This is a genomic window from Pseudoalteromonas sp. MSK9-3, from assembly GCF_003590335.1.
GTDB lineage: Bacteria > Pseudomonadota > Gammaproteobacteria > Enterobacterales > Alteromonadaceae > Pseudoalteromonas.
This window is the reverse complement of the sequence record NZ_MIET01000004.1, coordinates 139283-160771: the sequence shown is the minus strand read 5'-3', so window position 1 is coordinate 160771 and position 21489 is coordinate 139283. Positions and strand designations below refer to the sequence as shown.

The window sequence follows — 21489 nt, the reverse complement described above, 5'->3', positions numbered from 1 at the left end:
TTTTCGGTATTCTGCCACTTTGAGATGGCACTATCACTTAGCCAAATATTGATGTTACCGCGTTGAACCAAAGCACGGTTGTACTGTGACCAATTCCTAATTTTCTTCTTCATTTCGCATCATGGGTTAAGGCATTTAATGATCTGATCGCACCAAACCAAAGAAGTTCAATTATTTAGGAAACAACGCCGATACGAGTTATATAGATAAAGGTCTAAACGGTTTAATTCTCAGTAAAAAACTATGTAAATGGGTTTACTCGAAGCCAGTTTGTTAACCTATGTAGCCTTTCAGAGCGGGTATTACTTTAATTTTTTATAAAATTAATAAACTTGATTCCTAAGTTAATAATCACATTAATGTGATTATATGGATATTGCTTTTTTTTATTTAAATTCTATTAGTTGTGTTTTTTTTAATTATTATAGAGGTTTCCTCCTTTTACTTTTAATTACCAACAAATAATATTATTTATTGGTAATTAAATTTTTTATATTCGCTTGATTCTGTTAATTAAATAAATAAATGTTAATTAATTACATCCTTTTTGTTTATTTTTACTTTCTTATCTGTCACGATTTTGTTGCGCCTCATTTAGGTAGAATGGTAAGTGTCTCTGAAGTATGCAGTATTGGCTACTCGTATTTGTATTGAACGAGGTGTTAAAATATTTAGTTAATAATTAAAATAAGGATAAATTATGAATAAATGGAGACTTACGCCAATTACACTGGGCTTACTCGCAGGCACAGTGTTCTCATCACAAGCAGCTGATTTTTATAGCAATGCTGCAGGCACTAAGGCAATTGATAACAACTATATTGTTGTTTATAAGGTCCCTCAGGTTGTAATAAACAGCGATAAGCAAGCTAAATTAGAATTTACGTCCAAGGTAACAGATAAGATCAGCGCTGAAGTAGGAATTGAAGTGCAGCGACAGTATTCGGCAAGTTTATCAGGTGTATCAGTAATAGCTAACCCAGACCAATTGGTTAAGTTGTTAGCGCACCCTGATGTGGATTTTGTAGAGCAGGATGCGGTTGTTTCAGTGAAGCCAATTAAATCAGACTTGTCTATATTGCAAAATAACCCAGTCTGGGGCTTAGACCGTATCGATCAAAGAGCATTGCCTTTGGATAACAAATATGAAGCGCCAAATCAAGGCAATGGTGTTACTGCTTATGTTATTGATACCGGTATATTGAATAGCCACGCTGAATTTGGTGGTAGAGCTCGTAGTGGTTATGACTTTGTTGATAATGACAATGATGCATCTGACTGTAATGGGCATGGTACACACGTTGCCGGCACTATTGGAGGCTCTGTTTATGGTGTTGCTAAAAATACTAACCTAGTTGGTGTTCGAGTCCTTAACTGTCAAGGTTCAGGTAGTTATGCGGGTGTTATCGCTGGTATCGATTGGGTTGCGAATAATGCAAACGGGCCATCTGTAGCTAATATGAGCTTAGGTGGTGGAAAATCACAAGCAGTAAATAATGCTGTTACAAGTGCAGTAAATAAGGGTGTTGCATTTGTTGTTGCTGCCGGTAATGAAAACTCTGATGCATGTGGTCGTTCACCAGCAAGCACACCTGCGGCTATTACAGTAGCATCTTCCACTTCTGGTGACAGTCGCTCAGGGTTCTCTAATTTTGGTAAATGTATAGATGTATTCGGGCCTGGCTCTTCAATAAAATCAGCTTGGATAGGATCGAATAATGCAACACGTACTATTAGTGGTACGTCTATGGCTGCCCCACACGTGGCAGGTGTCGCTGCATTAAAGTTAGCAAATAACCCTAGTTTAAGTCCAGGACAATTAGATAGCGCTTTATCTTCAGGTGCTACACCAAATGTTATTCGTGACGTAAAAGGGTCACCTAATAAACTAGTATATGCCAAGCTTGGTGGCGATGATGGTGGCCTAGTTAAGGTAATTAGTGGTGCTAAAAGCGAAGATAAGTTATTTACTTATGATGTACCAGCTGGAACATCACGCTTAAGTGTCACATTATCTGGCGGTACAGGTGATGCAGATTTATACCTCAAACACGGCATTGCACCATGGCCTCTTGATAGTGATTGTGCCTCAGAAAACCCAGATACATCCAACGAATCATGTGTAATCAGTAACCCTAAAGCGGGCACATGGTATATATCCGCATATGGTTACTCTGCGTTTAACAACGTAACTCTTAAAATAAATCATCAATAAAATTAGTTAATAGTTAAAAAGGAACTGAACATGAAAGTACTATCTTTATTTTTTGCTGCAATAGTGAGTTTGTTTGCATTCAATGCGAGTGCAACGATGGATTTAGCCACATACTCTAACCGTGCTCAAGTTGATGCAGGTGTAGCTGGGCGTTGTGTAAATCAACCAATCTCTCAAAGCGAGTGTCACATGAGAATTGAATGGGCTGTAGATAACGGCAAGATTTCTCGCCGCGCCGCTGAGTGGGGAAAAACAAATGGTTTCTATCCAATCATTGACTTTTTCAGCCAAAATATTGCAGCTGTATGTAAGTGTGGTTGTTTTGAGCAAGATACACTTATTCGTGTATTGAAGGATGGTTCAATTCAAGACATTCGTGCAAAAGAGTTAGATAACTCATTTGGTCTTGTTGCGTTATCAGGCGAAGCGACTTTAAACGATTTAAGCACTGACTCGTTTGAAATGAAAACTCGTACGAAGGGACCTGAAACTCCGGCTTTATATGTATTTACATTTGAAGATGGCAACGAGCTAAAAGTTACTCAGCACCACGGTATGTTGTTAGGTGATGGTACTATGATTTCTGCAAAAAATGTTAAAGCTGGTCAAACGATGCTAAATGCACAAGGAACTGAGCTTGAAGTAACATCAATCACTCGCGAGTTCACTAAGCATGATGTTTACAACTTTGAAACAAATGGTGACGCTAAAGCAAGCCATATCATTGTTGCAAATGGTATGTTTGTAGGTGATCTTACTTGGCAAAATCAGCTTCATGCTGACCTTGGTAAAGTAATTATTCGTAAGTAACCCTCTAAAGGTAAAGGGAGCGCAGGTTTCCTTTACCTTACGTTACATTTCTCTGGAGGTTTAGGATGGGTACAAAAAAGATTATTTTATCAGCAGCATCAATTACAGTGTTAGTTGGAGCTGCATTTTATTATATGGGTGATGTTGAGCACAGTGAATTAAGTGAGAAAAATCACAATGTGGAACAGTCTTTAATTACAACAAATACAGCTAAGCTTGAACAGATTAGCGCAAAAATTAGCGACAAAATCGACTCTGAAAAGCCTTTACCAAAAAGTGGTGAAGTTAATACAAAAGAACGTATGTTAGTGGCTTTCGAACGTATGCAAATGTCTGTTGGAAAATTTAATTCATCTGCTTTTATGAAAGCTGAATTACAAGAGCTATTAAAAGATTCTGATACTGTCGACATTGCAAAAAACACCTTACTGAATTTAGAAAATGCAAAGCAGAGCTTTGGTGAAGAGCAAGCGTTAGCACGAGTTTATTCAATCAAGCTGCTTGAGGAATTGGCAAATCAGGGCGAACCGCATCAACTATATGATACAACGGTTAAGTTGGCGGAAGTACTTGACCAGCAAGCCTTAGATAACCAAGGGTTTCAGAAACGCCAAGACTTAGATTTAGAAGAGTTAGTGCATGCTTCGATTAATACGTTTGAAGAAGCACAGGTACTTGAACACCCTGAAATAGTGATGACTGAGCTCGGCTACAGTGATGAGCAACATGATCGGGTGCGGAAGATATATGCAAATATTTTTGGCTCAGTTTTTCTAAGAAATTCTAGTATTGATGAGTCTATCGCACGCGTACAAGCATTATTTAACAAACAAGGATCTAGTAATGGTTAAGTTATCAATAGTGAGTGCATTAATGTTCGGCACTTCTTCATTGCCTGCTCTTTCATTTTCTCATCCAACTAAAGTATTCAGTGATGAATATGTAACGCAAACAATTGATTGGATATCACAGGAAGGCATTCAATGCGGGCAAAGTGTGCATGCCATGTGTGATACTACCCATGTTGAATTCAATGATGGCGCACATGATCCCGCGCGAGTAGATAGCCGGCAAACGGTATTAGTTTTGGACTCAGGGATGGACTTGGCGAGTGTTTTAAGATATCGCAGTCGGATCAAGGCACATTATAGTTATGATGTGTCATCACAAACGTTTGTTGAGAGTAACCCAAGTGTTGCTATCTCTAAATTAGGCAAGAAGTTACTGACAGAGTTAGATCAATTTCAGTACACAGACTTTAATACTCAACAGCAGAAGCCTGGCTTTTTAGCTTCTGCATGGTTAAGAGATTTGGCGCTTGCGTATGGTGCAGCAGCTCCTGCGGATACTGCTGACCATGTGACTGGAGTATCGCACTTTAGTCATGGCTCTAAAGTTCTTGGTTATTTGGCTCAGCATAACCCTAAGGCGGAGTTCGTATTAATTGATACAGCAAGCTTTTTACCACTGTTGCAGCATAAATCACTAGTATGTGATAAAGATCATGATGCGCTTTCATCTTATATGCAAACTGCTGCAAGCTCGATACGAACAGACGTGATTGATGAGCATGGTGTTGAGTATGTAAACTATTCTGGCGGTTTTACACGTTCACACGTACAACAGGCGTGGCAGCAAAATGAGTGTTCCGGTAGTTTGTCAGATTCTCGTGCGAAAAAGTTGTTGGAGTCTTTGAAGCCGGTTTATCAAGCTTTGTTTGAGTCACCAGATACGTTGGGTATTCAATCAGGAAAAAGGGACACGAGCAATAATGCAGATGCATTAGATGTTATCGAATATGTGAATAGAATTCGAGTTCAGCCTTACACAACCGAAACTTTCGATACCCATGTTTCTGAATATGGCGACTCAGGTTGGCAACAAGTATTCGATCAATTTAAAAATGAGTTCGGTGGTAATCAAAGTATAGATATGTACGTTAACTTTGGTTATGGTCGAATTAATTTTTTTCAACGTAATCAGACGCCTAAAATGACCTCTGATATGTTCGGAATGCAGTATGCTCCGGATTGGGCTTTATTGTCATCGTCTTGGGCAGCGCCTGTCGTTACTTCACATGCAATCAATACACAAAGTAAAGTTTATGAGGTCAACCCTCATGCAGTATTTTCGCCTAATTTATTGAAAAATAAGTTGATTTCATACAATTGCTATAACTATGATGGCTATTATTCTTGGAGTTTGCATCAATTTATCCGAAATGCTTCAGGTAAATGTAGAATTCAAGACCCTCTTAAGCATCGCTCAGATGAGCTGAATCGGTTAGGATACTTAGCGCAGTAACAATAAATAACAATTGTAATGTTTTGTTAGCTTTAATGTTGGTATATATTATTCGTAACTGGACATGTTCAGTTACGAATAATATATCTATCACTGAGTAAACTTAATGTGGAAGGAGTCCAATGATAAAGTTACAACTTAAAATAGCTGCAATAGCCCTCAGTGCAGCCTCAAGTATTTTCCTCTTTGGGTGTGGTTCATCATCAGATGCTGAGCGCCCACAACCTCCCGTGGCCGAGCTACCTGATCCGGTAGTGCCACCAACAGCTCCTCCTTTAGAGCCGATGCTCTCTTTGCAAGCACTAAAATCGCAAACTGATAGTTACGTTTTAACAAAGAAGCAATGGTTTAATGATGAGGGTGTTGATTGTCGAGCAGACGTCGTTGAGCAACATGAGCTCTGTACTGTTGAAAGTATCGCTTTTTCTAATGGTAACTTTGATGAAGGGCGAACTGATAACAAGCAAACTATTCTGGTATTGGATGCAGGGATGGAGTTTCAAGCCATTTTGCGTTATCGCAGCAGAGTTAAAGCTTTCCTTAGGTATGATGTGCAAAATAGGGCGTTTATTGAAAGCAACCCTAGTATTAAAGTGACAAAAGTGGGTCAACAGTTAATGTCACAACTAGATACCTTTACATTCGAGGATCCTAATCAAAATGATGCGATGGTTCCTGGTTTTATCCCCGCTAAATGGTTAGAAGAGCTCGCTCAAGTTTATACAGAAAAGGTACCTAGTGATATTTTTAACCCTGATACCAATATGATATACGCGACACATGGCACTATGGTACTAGGGTATTTGGCTGAGCATATTCCTACAGCAGAATTTGTATTGGTTGACACTGCGAGTTTTTTACCATTTTTGCAGCATAGTGATTTAATGTGCACTAAAGATAGCAATTCGCTGTTGTCATATATGCAAAGTGCGGCGGATTCCCTTAAAGCAAACGCTATTGATAAATATGGAGTTGATTTTATAAACTTCTCAGGTGGTTACACACTAGAGCATGTAACCAATGCGTTTAATAGTAAGTGTGAAGGTACATTGCAAAGTGGTGAAGCAACGTCATTATTATTGGCGGTTAAACCTGTATATGATGCGATGTTTAATTCAACGGATGTATTAGGTATTCAAGCAGGAATAAGAGGGGTTGATGAAGTCAGTAGCGTGTTAGATACGCTCGCTTATGATAACCGTGTCAGAGTTGTTTCCTATACAACAGTTGAGCAAGACTCCCCATTGGACAATGATGGAAAAGTCCAGTGGCGTGACGTTTTTAATAACTTTAAGAAACACTTTGGCGGGCATGAACATATAGACCTATTTATAAACTTTGGAATTAAGGGATTTAATTCTGATGTGACAAATAGTACACCTAAAATGATATCGGATGTTTTTGGTATGCGCTATGCGCCAGAGTGGGAACTTCACTCTTCTTGGGCTGCACCGGTAGCGACCTCTTATGCCGTGTATCAACAGAGTAAATTAGCCGCAGCAGATGAGCAGTGGCAATTTCAGCCAAGTGATATTATTCGGAATATGATCCCACTTGAGTGTATGAAAAAAGATGATGATGAGGCTGATGTTTTGAACTTTACTCGAGATAACGGGGCATGTCGCATCCAAGATCCACTCAAATTTAAAAACGATGAGATAAACCGCCTTGGGTTCTTCTCTCTCCTAGAATAACTTTAAGTCGAGAGCTTTGGTGTATACAAAGCCCTCGACTGCTTTGCTTGATTCCTACTACAAAAAGTGTCGTTCGAACTTAGTGGCAAAAAGCCGCTTTGCATTGATTAAAATCACGCTGATCAGCATACCAATCACACCCCACCACATTGGAGTTTGACCATATTGGCTGAATGGGCTAATACCACCAATGATACCGCTGTTTATTAAACGTATTTATAGTCGCCGTAGTTATAATATTCGCATTTTCGCTGAAGAGGTCCGTACGAGTTGCCAAGCTATGCGTCATTAGTGATTAGGGGCTGTTGATCTTTCAGGTTCATTTTTGCAGCAGTTTGATTAGCTTTTATACCAGGCAGAGGCTGCGTAGCATGGTTATTCCATGTGAGTCAGCCGATAACATAGTAGACAAGCCAATCAAGCGCTGCCTACCGGTTCTTTTGAGCACCCTTTTCTCTTTGTTGCTTAATACTCGCTTAGGTTACTAGGGCACACATTAAGCGGCGTGATAAAAGTACGCTCAAAAAGAACAAAAATAGAATAGCAAAGATCAACAGCCCCTAGTAAATAGCGAGTAAAATTAGTCCATAGGTTAGCAGGTTTGTTTTTACGTATTAGCTACGATTAAATAGTAATGTTGTTTAAACTAAAGAGTGATAAGTTTGTAATTAGGGGGACCATGCTAAATAAAGAGCAAGTGGGTACTATTACTTTGATACTTGAGTTAGATAAAATTAACAAAATAGGAGTTAGCTTTTGGTAAAGAGCCGCTTCATTATAGCGGATATAAAGACTGTGAACAGTCACTTCTCACAAACCAGTTGTTTAATTACCTTATTTTTAGACTCACAATTGAATCAGGCTTTTGTTTAGTTGGGTAAATGGAAGCTAGTAATAAAGCATTTAAATAGGGCTTAGAGAAGATAAATATAATATACTTCAGCGATAAATATTGTTAAGCAAACCCTTTATGTTGCTCAAAGGTTTGCTCTTTACTAGCGTTAGCTATTATTTTTAGTATCTTGTATTCTTTTTACTTATTTGGCTCTTGAGTATGGAATACCAGAGACCCTACTAACCCGCTCCTACCGCCAGATTCGTTGTTACCGTATCAGTATTGCCACCAGCGATCAAGTGGGTTTGTTTTTCTATCTCATGACGAGTCGTTGATAGATTTTTGATTTTTTTAGCTTTTAATTCCATTTTTGTATCTTTTTTAGCTTTTAACTTCATTTTTGTACCCTTTTTGGAGTTTTTTGAATTGTAACATCAAGATACAAGCTTTTCAAAGCTTGTATCGCGGTACTTATCATTTGGTGGGGATAATAAAATTATATGGTTAAGTGTTATTGTTGATGCTGGGAGGAAGTATAATGACTGAACAGTTATTCGTTATAAAAAATTCTTTTCTAGACTTTTTGACACTTTTTCTTTTGTTCGTGATATGAGCACACATAATATGAGTCCTGCTATCGTCCACCACATTGGTTTTTGTCCATATTGGCTAAATAGTGTCGTGCCTTGAAGTAACTTTACGTCAACTTTCAGGGTATCAGCAGTAAATTGTGAGAGAACGGTTTGCTGTTTTGATATGGGGTCAAAGACGCCCGTAATACCATTGTTTGTAACACGGATTAAGGGGCGTTGTAGCTCAAGTGCGCGCATTCGAGCAATTTGCATATGTTGGTGTGGGCCATGAGAGTCACCGAACCAAGCATCATTACTGACTGTGAATAGCAAGTCAGACTCACCGGTAAAGTTATCTCTTACTAATTCACTAAACGCAATTTCATAACAAATCGCAGGTAAAATATGCAATCCGTTAGCAACTAAGTTAGTTTGTACTCGTTCACCACGATTGAACGACGACATTGCTAAGTTAAAGAGTGGTGCGATGGGCCTGAGTAGATCTTCAAACGGCACAAACTCTCCAATAGGTAATAACTGGTGTTTTTGATAACGGTTTCGGTGTAAATATTGATAATGGCCTTCGGTGTCGTGAGCTTGCTGTTTACCGAGTACAATGAGTGAATTGTAAACGGTTTTAGAATTAAATTGATAGTCTGGGATCCCTGTGATCACCGCGGTATTATTAAAAGCCGCGGCTTTGTCTAGCCCTTCTAAAAAGGGATATGCGATGTCTTCAATTTCAGGGATAGCGGCTTCTGGCCACACGACTAAGTCAACATCTTGCCAATGGCGGCGGGTCATATCGCGATATTTAGACATGGTTGGCCAAAACTGTTCAGGTTCCCAGCGCAAACTTTGTTGAATATTACCTTGTACCAGTAGGGTAGAAATCACTTTATTATTGTAAGTGGGTGATTGAATAAAATGATTAATCAAAAATAACAACGCCATAGCTGTGGTAGCGCCAATCGATAACACGTATTGTCGAGCTGTAATAAGCAGGTATAAACATGCCCCTAGCATAACACACAACAGTGTTAAGCCCATTTCACCAATAATTGGCGCCAATACACTAAAGGGACTGTCTGTTAACGTATAGCCAAAACTGAGCCAAGGGAATCCCGTAAGCAATTTACCCCGTAAAAACTCAAAAATAGCAAAACCACTGATCAGGAGAAATACGCGTTGCCAAGGAGTTTGGCTGAATTTATGGGCACATATAAATGCGAGTGTGGGGTACAAGGCTAAATAGCCACATAAAAAGGCCATCAGCAATATTGAAGCGGGTAGCGGTAATCCACCAAATTGTGCAATGGATACGTGTACCCAACTTATACCTGCAGCAAACCAGCCAAAGCTAAAAATAAAACCATATTTAGCAACTTGCTTTGTGCTTTTTACATCGGTGCAGTAACACGCAAGAGCAATGGCAATGAACACCAATGGCCAAAGGTTAAATGGTGCATAAGCGAAAGTAAGCGACAGGCCTGCAAATAATGCAAGCCATGCGCGTAGATCTTTACAAAGGGTAATAAGTTTATTCAGTTTCTTGCTCAACATGCTCGGTCTTGGGTACGCTGACCTGAAGTTGAATGATGCGACGGTTATCGGAGTTAGTTACTTTGAACTGTAGCCCCTCAATGTCAATGGTTTCACCGCGGCTAGGCATATGACCAAAGGCGTGTAAAATTATGCCACCAATTGTGTCGGCTTCGTGAGTGTCGTAACCGGTTTTAAAGAATTCATTGAATTCATCAAGCGGCGTGAGTGCCTGTACAGTATACACATGCTTTGAAAGCTGGCGAATATCTTGCTGTTCTTCATCGTCGTCATGCTCGTCTTCAATTTCACCAACAATGATTTCAAGAATATCTTCGATGGTTACTAAACCTGAGACTCCACCATATTCATCAATGACAATGGCCATGTGGTAGCGCTTTTGACGAAACTCGTTGAGTAACGTGTCAACACGCTTACTTTCAGGTACCACGATTGCAGGACGCAAATACTCACGTATAACGGGTAATGCGTCGTCTTTATTTAAGATAAGTGGCAACAAGTCTTTGGCAAGCAAAATACCTTCAACGTGGTCTTTGTCTTCACATATCACAGGAAAGCGCGAGTGAGAAGATTCAACCATGCTTGGTAATTGCTGCTCTAATGACTCATCCACATCGAGTGTGATCATTTGTGAGCGCGGGATCATGATGTCACGAACTTTTAGTTCAGACACGCCTAATACACCTTCCATCATATCTTTTGTTTCAGGATCGATTAAATCACGCTCCTGAGCATCAGCTATAACTTCTACCAACTCTTCTTTGTTTTGGGGTTCCCCTTGCAGCATCTGAGTGATGCGTCCCAACCAGGTTTTGCTAGAAGAACCCTGGCTACTATGCGAGTTATCGTCGCTCATTACTATGTCTTACTCCGTAGTTTAAATATCATCGCGATAGGGGTCTGAAATCCCTATCTCGGCTAGAAATTCTTTTTCAAGGCTTTCCATTTCTATCGCGTCTTGTTCATTTATATGGTCAAACCCTAATAAATGCAAGCACCCGTGGATCACCATATGCGCAAAATGTTCGTGAAATGACTTTTCTTGTTCAATTGATTCACGTTTAACCACTTGAGGACAAATGATTAAATCACCAACAAGTGGTAAGTCTATACCAGGAGGTGCCTCAAAAGGAAACGATAATACGTTGGTCGATTTATCTTTCCCGCGATATTGGCTATTGAGCTCTTGGCTTTGTGTTTCGTCGGCGATTAAAATGGTTAACTCTGGGTTTTCATGATAAGGCAGTAGTGCCTTACTCGCCCAAAGTTCAAATTGCTCGTGAGAGGGTAAATTCTCGAACTCACAGGCAATTTGTAAATCTAATTCAATGCTCATAATAACTCTTAGTCCGACTTTGCTGCGTTATGACGCGCTAATTCTTTTGCGGCTTTTTCTTTACGCTCAGCTTCTTCTTTTTTCTCATAGGCTTCGACAATACGAGCGACCACAGGGTGCCTAACAACATCGTGGGATTTGAAAAAGTTAAACGATATTTCGTCAACATCACCCAGCACGTCGATAGCATGGCGTAAGCCAGAACGTGCACCACGCGGTAAATCAATTTGAGTAATATCACCGGTGATGACGGCTTTTGAATTAAAGCCAATACGTGTTAAGAACATTTTCATTTGTTCTGCGGTGGTATTTTGACTTTCATCTAAAATAATAAACGCATCATTTAGGGTTCGACCACGCATATAGGCTAAAGGTGCCACTTCAATGACATTTTTTTCTATGAGTCGTTCTACTTTTTCAAAACCCAGCATCTCAAACAGCGCATCGTAAAGCGGGCGTAGATATGGGTCTATTTTTTGGGTTAAATCACCGGGCAAAAAACCGAGCTTTTCACCCGCCTCAACTGCAGGGCGAGTTAACAAAATGCGACGAATTTCTTGGCGTTCTAGGGCATCAACGGCGGCGGCCACCGCTAAGTAGGTTTTACCAGTACCAGCTGGACCTACACCAAAACAGATGTCATGCATTAAAATATTAGCAACATACTGACTTTGATTTTGATTGCGTGGCTTAATGACTCCGCGGCGGGTTTTTATGTAAACTTCTTTGTCCCATACGCTTGGCGAGTCTTGTTCTAAGCACTTTGACTCAGTAATTGCCAAATGAACATTATCGGGTTCAATTTCTTTGATTTCGCCTCGTACCGGTGCGGTATCAACATAAAGGGTCTTTAAAATATCCATTGCTGCTTTAACTTGGACAGCTTGGCCTGTGACTTTGAACCAATTGTCACGGTGAGTCACTTCGACACCGATACGACGTTCGATTTGTTTTATGTTCTCGTCGAAAGGACCACACAAAGAAGAGAGGCGTGCGTTGTCTGATGGCTCTAAATAAAACTCAATATTTTTTGTTGGACTACTCAAAATTGATTCCTGTAATAATTACGCCAGCATATGCTGGCGTAATTTAAGTTAGCGTTATGGCGTAAAAGTCGCTACACCTAGCTCATCGGCTTCTGGCTCAGCCGGTGCACGATTTAAAATAGATGACGGTGCCACCTGTTTACGCAAGTTCATTTCTGCTTCGGTACGAATTAAATCGCCACGTAATGAGTTAGGCAGTGCTTCTGTAATACGTACATCAACAAACTGACCGATCACAGAATGAGGACCTTCGAAGTTAACTACACGGTTGTTTTCAGTACGACCACGTAATTCCATCGGGTTTTTCTTTGAAGGGCCTTCAACTAAAATACGCTGCTCAGTATCAAACATTTTACGGCTAATGTCTTGTGACATTTGGTTGATACGGTTTTGTAAAATGTAAAGACGCTCTTTTTTCTCTTGCTCAGTTACATCGTCAGGCAAGTCGGCCGCAGGCGTTCCCGGACGTGCTGAGTAAATAAAGCTGAAACTCATATCAAAGCCAATGCTGTTGATCAGGTTCATTGTTGCTTCAAAGTCTGCGGTAGATTCACCTGGGAAGCCGATGATGAAATCTGACGACATACTCAAGTTAGGGCGTACTTTACGTAATTTACGAATTGTTGATTTGTATTCAAGTGCAGTATGACCACGTTTCATTAAGTTCAATACGCGGTCTGAACCACTTTGTACGGGTAAGTGTAAGTGATCAACTAGCTCAGGCACGTCTTCGTATGCATCGATAATGTCAGGCGTAAACTCAACAGGGTGAGACGTGGTATAGCGAATGCGGTCAATACCATCAATCGCTGCCACATAACGCAAAAGATCTGAGAAGTAACAGATTTCACCATCGTGTGTTTCACCACGGTAAGCATTTACGTTTTGCCCAAGTAGGTTTACTTCACGCACGTTCTGCTCTGCTAGCTGAGCCACTTCAAGTAAGACGTCATCTAATGGACGACTCACTTCTTCACCACGTGTGTAAGGCACAACACAGAACGTACAATATTTAGAACAGCCTTCCATAATCGAAACAAATGCAGAAGGGCCTTCCGCTTTAGGTTCTGGTAAGCGGTCAAACTTCTCAATTTCAGGGAATGAAATGTCAACCACTGAGCCTTGCTTAGTTTGTACTTGTTTGATCATTTCAGGTAATCGGTGCAATGTTTGCGGACCAAATACGATATCAACAAAGGGTGCACGCTTGCGGATTGTTTCACCTTCTTGTGAGGCAACACAGCCACCGACACCAATAACCAAGTCAGGGTTATCATCTTTTAATAACTTCCAGCGACCAAGCTGATGAAATACTTTCTCTTGTGCCTTTTCACGAATTGAACAGGTATTGAGTAAGATGACATCCGCTTGCTCTGCTTCTTCGGTATATTGATAGCCATTAGTGGCATCTAGCAGATCTGCCATTTTCTGGGAGTCATATTCGTTCATCTGACAACCCCAGGTTTTAATATGCAATTTTTTACTCATTGAAATATTGCCTCGTATTCAATTCGGACTTCAGCACATAGCGCGCAATTTGACGTTTGCAAAGCGATCAGTGTTTCGTAACCACAAAGCTTAAAGGACGCGTATTTTATATGACCTAGCGTAACTAGCCAAGTATAGTTTTTAACTTTAGAAATTGGGATCAAACATAAGCGTATTTCCTGCATTACAAACGGACAAAACCGCATAAGTTACGATACAATTTAACGGCATTCATTTGATTAAGGCAAAAGGCATGAAAAACAAGGTTGTGATTGTTGGTGGTGGCATGGTCGGCGCTGCAGCTGCGGTGAAATTAGCAATGCAAGGGGCGAATGTGACGGTTTTAGAACATCAGCCCATAACGCCTGATAGTGTGCTTGACAGTGAGAACGTAGATATTCGTATCTCAGCCATTAATCGTTTCTCAGAAACTTTGCTAGATGAACTTGGCGCTATGCCACTGTTACGCGAGGGCAGAATAGCGCCTTACCAACAACTTGAAGCATATGAACAACCCTCAAATCGACTGCTATTTGATTGTGCAGATATGGGAGAGAGCCACTTAGGTCACTTAATTGAAAATAGCTTGGTGCAAGCCAGTTTATGGCGTCAATTTGAAAAATGGCATATTCGTGTAGAGCGGGTAACCAGCCAGCCAACAGAGATAGAACACGGCGTAGAGGATGTGGTTTTACATTATGGTGATAAAAGCTATACCGCAGATTTATTAATTGCGGCCGATGGTGGGCGTTCTCAGGTGCGTCAATTGGTCAATATTGGCACTACCGGCTGGCAGTATCAACAAAGTTGTATGGGGATATTAATAAAGCTAGATGCCGAACAACAAATAAAAACGTGGCAACAATTTAAGCCATCAGGCCCCATTGCGTTTTTACCTATGCAAGCACCTTATGCAAATTTAATTTGGTATCAAGACAGTGACACATTAGCCTCGTTGGCAAAAATGAGCAACGCTCAACTTAAAGCGCAAATTGAAGCGTATTTTTTTGAGTTACCAGGTGACTTCAGTGTCTGTGAAAAAGCGGTATTTCCGCTGACTCGCCAGCATGCTAATAATTACAGTAAAGGGCGAGTGGTGCTAATTGGTGATGCAGCGCACACAATTAACCCATTAGCAGGGCAGGGAGTTAACTTAGGGTTTAAAGATGTGGCTGCATTAGCACATTGCTCAGAGAATCAGCCTGATTTAGGTGCGTTTAGCTTATTAAAAGCGTATGAAAAAGCACGACGAAAAGATAATTTAGCAATGATGAGCATGATGGATGCGTGTTACTTTGGCTTTTCGAATGAGGTAGCACCTTTAAAACTATTACGAAACAGTGCTTTAAAGCTGGCAAATAATGCTGGGCCTCTGAAGGCGCAAGTATTAAAGCATGCGATGGGCGGTGTTTTTTAACGTCATTTTAGTAAAAGCATGTCGAATGAATTAATAACGGGCTTTGGTCCGTTTTTTATGGGTAAGAGAACAGTAGTGCTTGTCGAGTAATGATCACAAAGGAAAATAAATAATGGAAGGAAAGGTAGTTAAATAAATGGTGTATATTAATGTATGTCGAGAGGGAAGTTAACTTTAAGAAGTATAAATGGTGCGGAGGGAGAGACTTGAACTCTCACACCCTAAGATACTGGAACCTAAATCCAGCGCGTCTACCAATTCCGCCACCCCCGCAGGTGAGTAGTTAAGCTACCAGCTATAGGATTATAATGCACTTTCATCAATGATGAGAAAGTGGCTGGAATACCAGGATTTGAACCTGGGAATGGCAGGATCAAAACCTGCTGCCTTACCGCTTGGCGATATTCCAACAATAATTACTTTCAATTCAATCGTTGAACCAGTGAATTTAATCTGGGGAAGAATAGAGAGTATCAAAACCTCTGCTTCAGTCCTTACCGCTTAGCGATATTCCAACAATAATTACTTTCTTATTTTACATCTAAAAGATGGTGCGGAGGGAGAGACTTGGGCGTATTATGCTGATATGGCCTAAAGTCGTCAACACCTTTTTTGCAAAAAATCGCTGTCAGAGGTTTGTTTGCAGATTAAATAAACGAATTAGCCCAATAAACACAAGTCACAGGAGAGATTTTATACAAATAGTGTGTGTATATCTATATTTGGCGAAAAATACTGTGATGACTAGTTTTACTAGGGAAGTCATCAATATCGGTGAAATGGTAAAATAATGTGCATAAAGCAATCAAACTGCTTAAAGTCGCAGATTAGGCGAGTTCGAGCGTTGCTTGTTTTAGACGGCTTTCTATCGAATTTCTTTATGCTCGCTGCAGTTGCATTGTGTTATTGGTCACTCGCGTGGTCTAAATTAGGTGTTATTTATGTGAAAAAATAATGCTTATTGAATAAGTAACGCCATGAAGAAGTTTTGTCGGGTTACTGAGGTGCTGGTTGATAGTGCTATCTGATAATTAATGTAACCTAGTTGGTTAGGTGTGCTATCGAACAGAAGATTTTTTACAGTATAGTGTTGCTGTATTGCGATTAAAAAAGCAAAAAGGGCCCTAGTTGGCCCTTTATAGTCAGATTCAATGCTTAATTAAACATTGAATAAGAAGTTTAAGACATCGCCATCTTTAACGATGTAATCTTTACCTTCTTGACGCATTTTACCTGCATCTTTAGAGCCACTTTCACCGCGAAACTCAATGTAATCATTAAATGCGATGGTTTGAGCACGGATAAAGCCTCGCTCAAAGTCAGTATGAATTTTACCAGCGGCTTGTGGTGCTGTTGCCCCAACAGGAATGGTCCAAGCACGGACTTCTTTTACACCAGCAGTAAAGTAAGTTTGCAACTTAAGAAGTTCATAGCCACCGCGGATCACAAGGTTAAGTCCTGGTTCTTCTAGACCAAGATCTTCCATAAATTCACGTTTGTCATCTTCTTCTAGTTCAGAAAGCTCAGACTCAATTGCCGCACATACTGGAATAACGACTGCATCTTCTGCTGCTGCTATTTCACGTACTTTGTCTAAGAATGGGTTATTTTCAAAACCATCTTCAGTCACATTGGCAATATACATGGTTGGTTTAATCGTTAGGAAGTTAATGCTTTTTATTGCATCTTTTTCTTCTTTGGTTAGCTCTAATGAGCGCAACGTTAAACCTTCATCAAGGTGTGCTTTTACTTTGACCAAAACATCATTTTGATATTTTGCATCTTTATCGCCACCTTTGGCTTTTTTTGCATTGCGCTGTGCTGCGCGATCAGCCGCATCCATATCAGCAAGTACTAACTCGGTATTGATCACATCAATATCGTCAGCTGGGTCAATGGTACCTGATACGTGAACGATATTTTCATCTTCAAAACAACGGACAACATGGCCTATTGCATCTGTTTCACGAATATTAGCTAAGAATTGGTTACCTAAGCCTTCACCTTTTGATGCGCCTTTAACCAACCCAGCAATATCTACAAACTCCATTGAAGTTGGGATAATACGCTGTGGATTAACAATTTCAGCAAGTTGGTCTAAACGAGCGTCAGGCACTGGTACTACACCAGTGTTTGGCTCGATTGTACAAAATGGAAAGTTAGCGGCTTCAATGCCGGCTTTGGTTAATGCATTAAATAAGGTTGATTTACCCACATTAGGTAAACCGACAATGCCACATTTAAAACCCATAGTTTTGAACCTTTATGTTACTCAAAAAACCGCAATAACGTGTCGTTATTTACGGCTTAAATGAATGTAGTCTGTTTTGTGCTTTTAGCACACCATCTTTCGCTAATATTTCCATACAACGTACAGCTTCATCAACAGCTGCATCAATAACTTCTTGATCCGCTTGAGGTGCTTTTCCTAACACCCAGCCTGTCACTTTATCTCTGTGTCCAGGATGACCGATACCAACACGAAGTCGCATAAAGTCTTTATTGTTAGCCATTTTGGCGATAATGTCTTTAAGTCCATTATGCCCGCCATGTCCGCCGCCTTTCTTTAATTTGGCAACGCCTGGGTCTAAATCCATTTCATCATGTGCAACGAGTATATTCTCAACGGGAATTTTATAAAAATTCGCTAAGCTGCTGACAGATTTACCACTTAAATTCATAAAAGTAGTGGGGATTAGTAGCTTAAATTCTTGATTGTTTATGAGTACTTTGCCTGTTAAGCCGTGGTGTTTGGCATCAGGTTTGAGTTGGCAATTATAGCGTCTGGCCAGTTCTTCGATGAACCATGCACCAGCATTGTGACGTGTATTTTGATATTCGGGGCCTGGATTAGCCAGGCCCACTAGCATTTGAATATTATTCAAGGTGCTGACACCTTTGAATTATTCAGCAGCTTCTTCAGCTTCTTCAGAAGCAGCGCCTTTAGGAGCATTTAGAGTTACAACCGCTTGGTCGTGACCTGCACCTTTAGCTAGCTCAACTGAAGTTACACCAGCTGGAAGAGTTACGTCTGAAAGGTGAAGAGTAACACCAACTTCTAGTGCAGCTACATCGATTTCGATGAACTCAGGTAGTGCGGCTGGAAGACATGTGATTTCGATTTCAGTTACTTGGTGTGCAACTGTGTTTCCACCTTTAGTTGCAGCTTCTTCGTTTAGGAAGTGTACAGGAACTTTAGTGTGAAGTTTGTGAGAAGCATCAACACGCTGGAAATCCATGTGCATTACTTTAGGCTTAAATGGGTGACGTTGAATGTCTTTAAGAATTGCTTCAACAGACTCACCAGCGATGTTAAGCGTAAGGATGTGGCTGTAGAAACCTTCATCTTCTTGTGCTTTGATCACTTTGTTGTGCTCAAGAGTAAGCGCTAGCGCTTCTTTATCTGCACCGTAAAGGATAGCTGGAACTTTGTCTGCATGACGTAGACGGCGGCTCGCACCCGTACCTAGGTCAGCACGTACTTCGGCATTCAATGTGTATAATTCGTTAGACATGATGTCTCCAAAAATAATTTGATTAATGTTTTAAGATACTCGCGACCAAGTACCTCAACTACCTAAAAAAGGCGCGCTACTATACCATTGCCATAGCGCAAATAAAACTATAGATACAAAAAAAGCACCCCCTAGGGTGCTTTTTGTTCTCAAATACACTGTGTCACACGGTTAATTAGTGTTGGAACATTGCTGAGATAGACTCTTCATTACTGATACGGCGAATCGTTTCGGCTAACATATCTGCAAGGGTGAGTACTTTAATATTATCTAGGCTACGCAATTCATCTGAAAGAGGAATAGAGTCAGTTACAATCACTTCGTCAATGACGGAGCTACGTAAATTCTCTGCTGCAGAACCTGAAAGAACGGGGTGAGTTGCATAAGCAAAGACGCGCTTAGCACCGTGTTCTTTTAGTGCTTCAGCCGCTTTACATAATGTACCGCCAGTATCAATCATATCATCAACAATAATACAGTCACGACCAGCTACATCACCAATAATATGCATTACTTGTGATACGTTTGCTTGTGGGCGGCGTTTATCAATGATTGCAAGGTCTGTGTCGTCTAATAACTTAGCGATTGCACGAGCACGAACAACACCACCGATATCAGGAGATACTACAACAACATCATCGAACTCACGTTCTTTCATGTCATCAAGTAAAACTGGGCTACCGAATACATTGTCGACAGGTACGTCGAAGAATCCTTGGATTTGTTCTGCGTGAAGGTCAACCGTTAACACACGGTCTACACCAACGCTAGATAGGAAGTCAGCAACAACCTTAGCAGTAATTGGTACACGGGCAGAACGTACACGACGGTCTTGACGGGCATAACCAAAGTAAGGGATCACAGCTGTAATACGACCTGCAGAGGCACGACGCAAAGCATCGACCATAACGATAAGTTCCATAAGGTTATCGTTAGTAGGGGCACAAGTTGACTGGATAATGAAAACATCCGATCCGCGTACGTTTTCATTGATTTGAACACTGATCTCGCCGTCACTAAAACGACCAACTACAGCATCACCTAATTCAATGAATAAACGTTTTGCAACTTTTTGAGCTAACTCAGGTGTTGCGTTACCAGCGAAGAGCTTCATGTCAGGCACGGTAGGGTTCCTCAGGCACTGAATTTTTGGACTAACATGCAATGACAGAGTCAAAACAGGCTAACTTAAACAATTTTACTTCTACTTTAACCGCGCTTCCAACTGCGTATGTGCAGGAGAAATCACGGTGTTTGGGGCTACAAACCCTTGCCAGCATGACGGTAATGAATTGAGCACACGCTGTGCGGCTATTTGCGAATCAAGTTCAACAAAGCAGCACGCCCCTGTTCCCGTCATTCTGGACGGGCCGTATTTTAGCAACCACAGTAGGGTCTTTTCAACCTCGCTGTTGAGCTTTTTGACTAAAGCTTCACAATCGTTCTGCGTTTCTGCTAATTTCCAGCCTTCGGATAGTTTGGGTGTATTGCGTGGTAAATCAGGGTGAGTAAATATTTCAGCAGTACTAATATGGACATTTGGAAACACCACACAGTACCACTTTTTAGGGAGTTCTATAGGTGTTAATTTTTCACCAATCCCTTGTGCTACCGCGGTTTTGCCATGGATAAATACAGGAACGTCAGCCCCGAGTTTTACCCCTATATTTGCCAATTCAGCAATAGTAAGTTGACAGTTCCACAGTGTGTTGAGTGTTAATAATGTGGTCGCTGCATCTGATGAACCGCCTCCAACTCCGCCGCCCATTGGTAGCTTTTTAATTAATTTAATATTAACGCCCAAAGGTACTTTTTTATAAGATTGTAATGCTAAAGCGGCTTTATATATTAAATTGTCGTGTTGGGGGATCCCATGCGTATCACCACAAAGGCTGATGGTTTTGTCATTCGTTAGTGTAAAAGTTAGTTCGTCACCAAAATCTAAAAAGGTAAACAGGGTTTCTAATTCGTGATACCCATCGTCGCGTTTATTATTAATATGCAGAAAAAGGTTAAGTTTAGCTGGTGCTGTAATAGAAACGGAAGTCATTTTAAAATTGCCATTCATTGAGCTGAAGTTTTACGGTTAAGTCTTTGTGTGTCAGATCCATTCGCGTGGGGAGCCACATTTGGTCATATAATTTGTATTTTTGATATTTTGCGTGCCAAACTTGGCCTTGAGGATCAACCCATGTTGTTGCCGTTAAACGATGTTGGGCGTCATATTCATTTGAATCATTTTTTACGGTTGCTGTTAGCCAGTAAGGCGCTTGACCCATTGGTAAGGTAAACCCACTTAGACGTTTGATTAAAGCACTACTATTATCATCTTTATAGGTTGTTCCATCATAAATAAGCTCGCTGTGATTTTGGTGTTCAGTTAATTCAAGTAACCGAGTGCCGATGAAACTGGTTAAAATGAGATGCTGTTTATTATTGCTTAATTGCCAATTAAAATTGGCTGATTGACGCTCTTGAGGGCTAATAAATGCCAGTTTACCTCGTGCATGCCACGCAGTTTGTCCCTGCAATAGGGTTTTCCATTGCGGGTTTTCAGAGCTAACGGGTGATATTTTTTGCGCACATCCACTAATAAATAAAAAAAACATGAGCAAAATCAAATGAAATTGTGTCAAATGAAGTTCCTTACTTTCCATATTCGATTGATTTTTGGTAAAATCGCCCACTTTAAAG

18 protein-coding genes and 2 tRNA genes are annotated in these 21489 nt (G+C 40.5%); 6 read left to right on the top strand and 14 right to left on the bottom strand.

The window, feature by feature from the left end; genetic code table 11:
- The first annotated feature begins 700 nt into the window (after nt 1-700).
- The 5 genes from BGP78_RS01145 (at nt 701) to BGP78_RS01125 (ending at nt 7023) form a co-directional block, all read left to right on the top strand.
- A complete protein-coding gene (locus tag BGP78_RS01145) occupies nt 701-2215 on the top strand; it encodes a S8 family serine peptidase (RefSeq protein WP_119859681.1) in 1515 nt (504 codons plus the stop codon).
- Between the two features lie 30 nt (nt 2216-2245).
- On the top strand, nt 2246-3025 hold the full coding sequence (locus tag BGP78_RS01140; RefSeq protein WP_119859680.1) for a Hint domain-containing protein: 780 nt from the start codon (nt 2246-2248) through the stop codon (nt 3023-3025).
- Nucleotides 3026-3090: 65 nt separating this feature from the next.
- Nucleotides 3091-3876, top strand: a complete 786-nt coding sequence (locus BGP78_RS01135; RefSeq protein ID WP_119859679.1) for a hypothetical protein — start codon at nt 3091-3093, stop codon at nt 3874-3876.
- Nucleotides 3869-5329 (top strand): hypothetical protein, encoded by a 1461-nt coding sequence (locus BGP78_RS01130; protein ID WP_119859678.1) that lies wholly within the window; start codon nt 3869-3871, stop codon nt 5327-5329. Before BGP78_RS01135 ends, BGP78_RS01130 begins: the two co-directional genes overlap by 8 nt.
- A 122-nt stretch (nt 5330-5451) precedes the next feature.
- The gene (locus tag BGP78_RS01125; RefSeq protein WP_119859677.1) at nt 5452-7023 is read left to right on the top strand and encodes a hypothetical protein; all 1572 of its coding nucleotides are present in this window, start codon (nt 5452-5454) and stop codon (nt 7021-7023) included.
- Between the two features lie 1074 nt (nt 7024-8097).
- Here the strand turns inward: BGP78_RS01125 and BGP78_RS22565 are convergent.
- The 6 genes from BGP78_RS22565 to miaB form a co-directional block, all read right to left on the bottom strand.
- A complete protein-coding gene (locus BGP78_RS22565) occupies nt 8098-8256 on the bottom strand; it encodes a hypothetical protein (protein WP_182912191.1) in 159 nt (52 codons plus the stop codon).
- Nucleotides 8257-8415: 159 nt separating this feature from the next.
- On the bottom strand, nt 8416-9993 hold the full coding sequence (gene lnt / locus BGP78_RS01120; RefSeq protein WP_119859676.1) for an apolipoprotein N-acyltransferase: 1578 nt from the start codon (nt 9991-9993) through the stop codon (nt 8416-8418).
- Nucleotides 9971-10849 (bottom strand): CNNM family magnesium/cobalt transport protein CorC, encoded by an 879-nt coding sequence (corC, locus tag BGP78_RS01115; protein ID WP_119859675.1) that lies wholly within the window; start codon nt 10847-10849, stop codon nt 9971-9973. The genes lnt and corC overlap by 23 nt, the downstream gene beginning before the upstream one ends.
- A 21-nt stretch (nt 10850-10870) precedes the next feature.
- Complete coding sequence (gene ybeY, locus BGP78_RS01110) at nt 10871-11329, bottom strand: rRNA maturation RNase YbeY (protein ID WP_119859674.1); 459 nt, start codon at nt 11327-11329, stop codon at nt 10871-10873.
- A gap of 8 nt (nt 11330-11337) precedes the next feature.
- Nucleotides 11338-12375 (bottom strand): PhoH family protein, encoded by a 1038-nt coding sequence (locus BGP78_RS01105; protein WP_119859673.1) that lies wholly within the window; start codon nt 12373-12375, stop codon nt 11338-11340.
- Between the two features lie 54 nt (nt 12376-12429).
- Nucleotides 12430-13863, bottom strand: a complete 1434-nt coding sequence (gene miaB, locus BGP78_RS01100) for a tRNA (N6-isopentenyl adenosine(37)-C2)-methylthiotransferase MiaB (protein ID WP_119859672.1) — start codon at nt 13861-13863, stop codon at nt 12430-12432.
- A 253-nt stretch (nt 13864-14116) separates the two neighbouring features.
- Here miaB and BGP78_RS01095 point away from each other — a divergent pair, with 253 nt between their 5' ends.
- Complete coding sequence (locus BGP78_RS01095) at nt 14117-15280, top strand: FAD-dependent oxidoreductase (protein WP_119859671.1); 1164 nt, start codon at nt 14117-14119, stop codon at nt 15278-15280.
- Between the two features lie 188 nt (nt 15281-15468).
- Here BGP78_RS01095 and BGP78_RS01090 read toward each other — a convergent pair.
- The 8 genes from BGP78_RS01090 to lolB all read right to left on the bottom strand — a co-directional run bounded on the left by BGP78_RS01090 (nt 15469) and on the right by lolB (nt 21431).
- Nucleotides 15469-15553 (bottom strand) — tRNA-Leu (locus BGP78_RS01090).
- Nucleotides 15554-15614: 61 nt separating this feature from the next.
- Nucleotides 15615-15689, bottom strand: a tRNA-Gln gene (locus BGP78_RS01085).
- Nucleotides 15690-16439: 750 nt separating this feature from the next.
- Nucleotides 16440-17531: a redox-regulated ATPase YchF gene (gene ychF / locus BGP78_RS01080; protein WP_119859670.1), complete on the bottom strand. Its 1092-nt coding sequence runs from the start codon at nt 17529-17531 to the stop codon at nt 16440-16442.
- Between the two features lie 49 nt (nt 17532-17580).
- Nucleotides 17581-18165 carry an aminoacyl-tRNA hydrolase gene (pth, locus tag BGP78_RS01075; protein WP_119859669.1) on the bottom strand — a complete coding sequence of 195 codons (585 nt, stop codon included), beginning with the start codon at nt 18163-18165 and terminating at the stop codon, nt 17581-17583.
- Between the two features lie 18 nt (nt 18166-18183).
- Nucleotides 18184-18795: a 50S ribosomal protein L25/general stress protein Ctc gene (locus BGP78_RS01070; protein ID WP_119859668.1), complete on the bottom strand. Its 612-nt coding sequence runs from the start codon at nt 18793-18795 to the stop codon at nt 18184-18186.
- Nucleotides 18796-18970: 175 nt separating this feature from the next.
- Nucleotides 18971-19918 carry a ribose-phosphate pyrophosphokinase gene (locus BGP78_RS01065; RefSeq protein ID WP_119859667.1) on the bottom strand — a complete coding sequence of 316 codons (948 nt, stop codon included), beginning with the start codon at nt 19916-19918 and terminating at the stop codon, nt 18971-18973.
- An 81-nt stretch (nt 19919-19999) separates the two neighbouring features.
- Nucleotides 20000-20845, bottom strand: a complete 846-nt coding sequence (gene ispE / locus BGP78_RS01060) for a 4-(cytidine 5'-diphospho)-2-C-methyl-D-erythritol kinase (RefSeq protein ID WP_119859666.1) — start codon at nt 20843-20845, stop codon at nt 20000-20002.
- A gap of 1 nt (nt 20846) precedes the next feature.
- Nucleotides 20847-21431, bottom strand: a complete 585-nt coding sequence (gene lolB, locus BGP78_RS01055) for a lipoprotein insertase outer membrane protein LolB (RefSeq protein ID WP_182912190.1) — start codon at nt 21429-21431, stop codon at nt 20847-20849.
- Nucleotides 21432-21489: the final 58 nt, after the last annotated feature.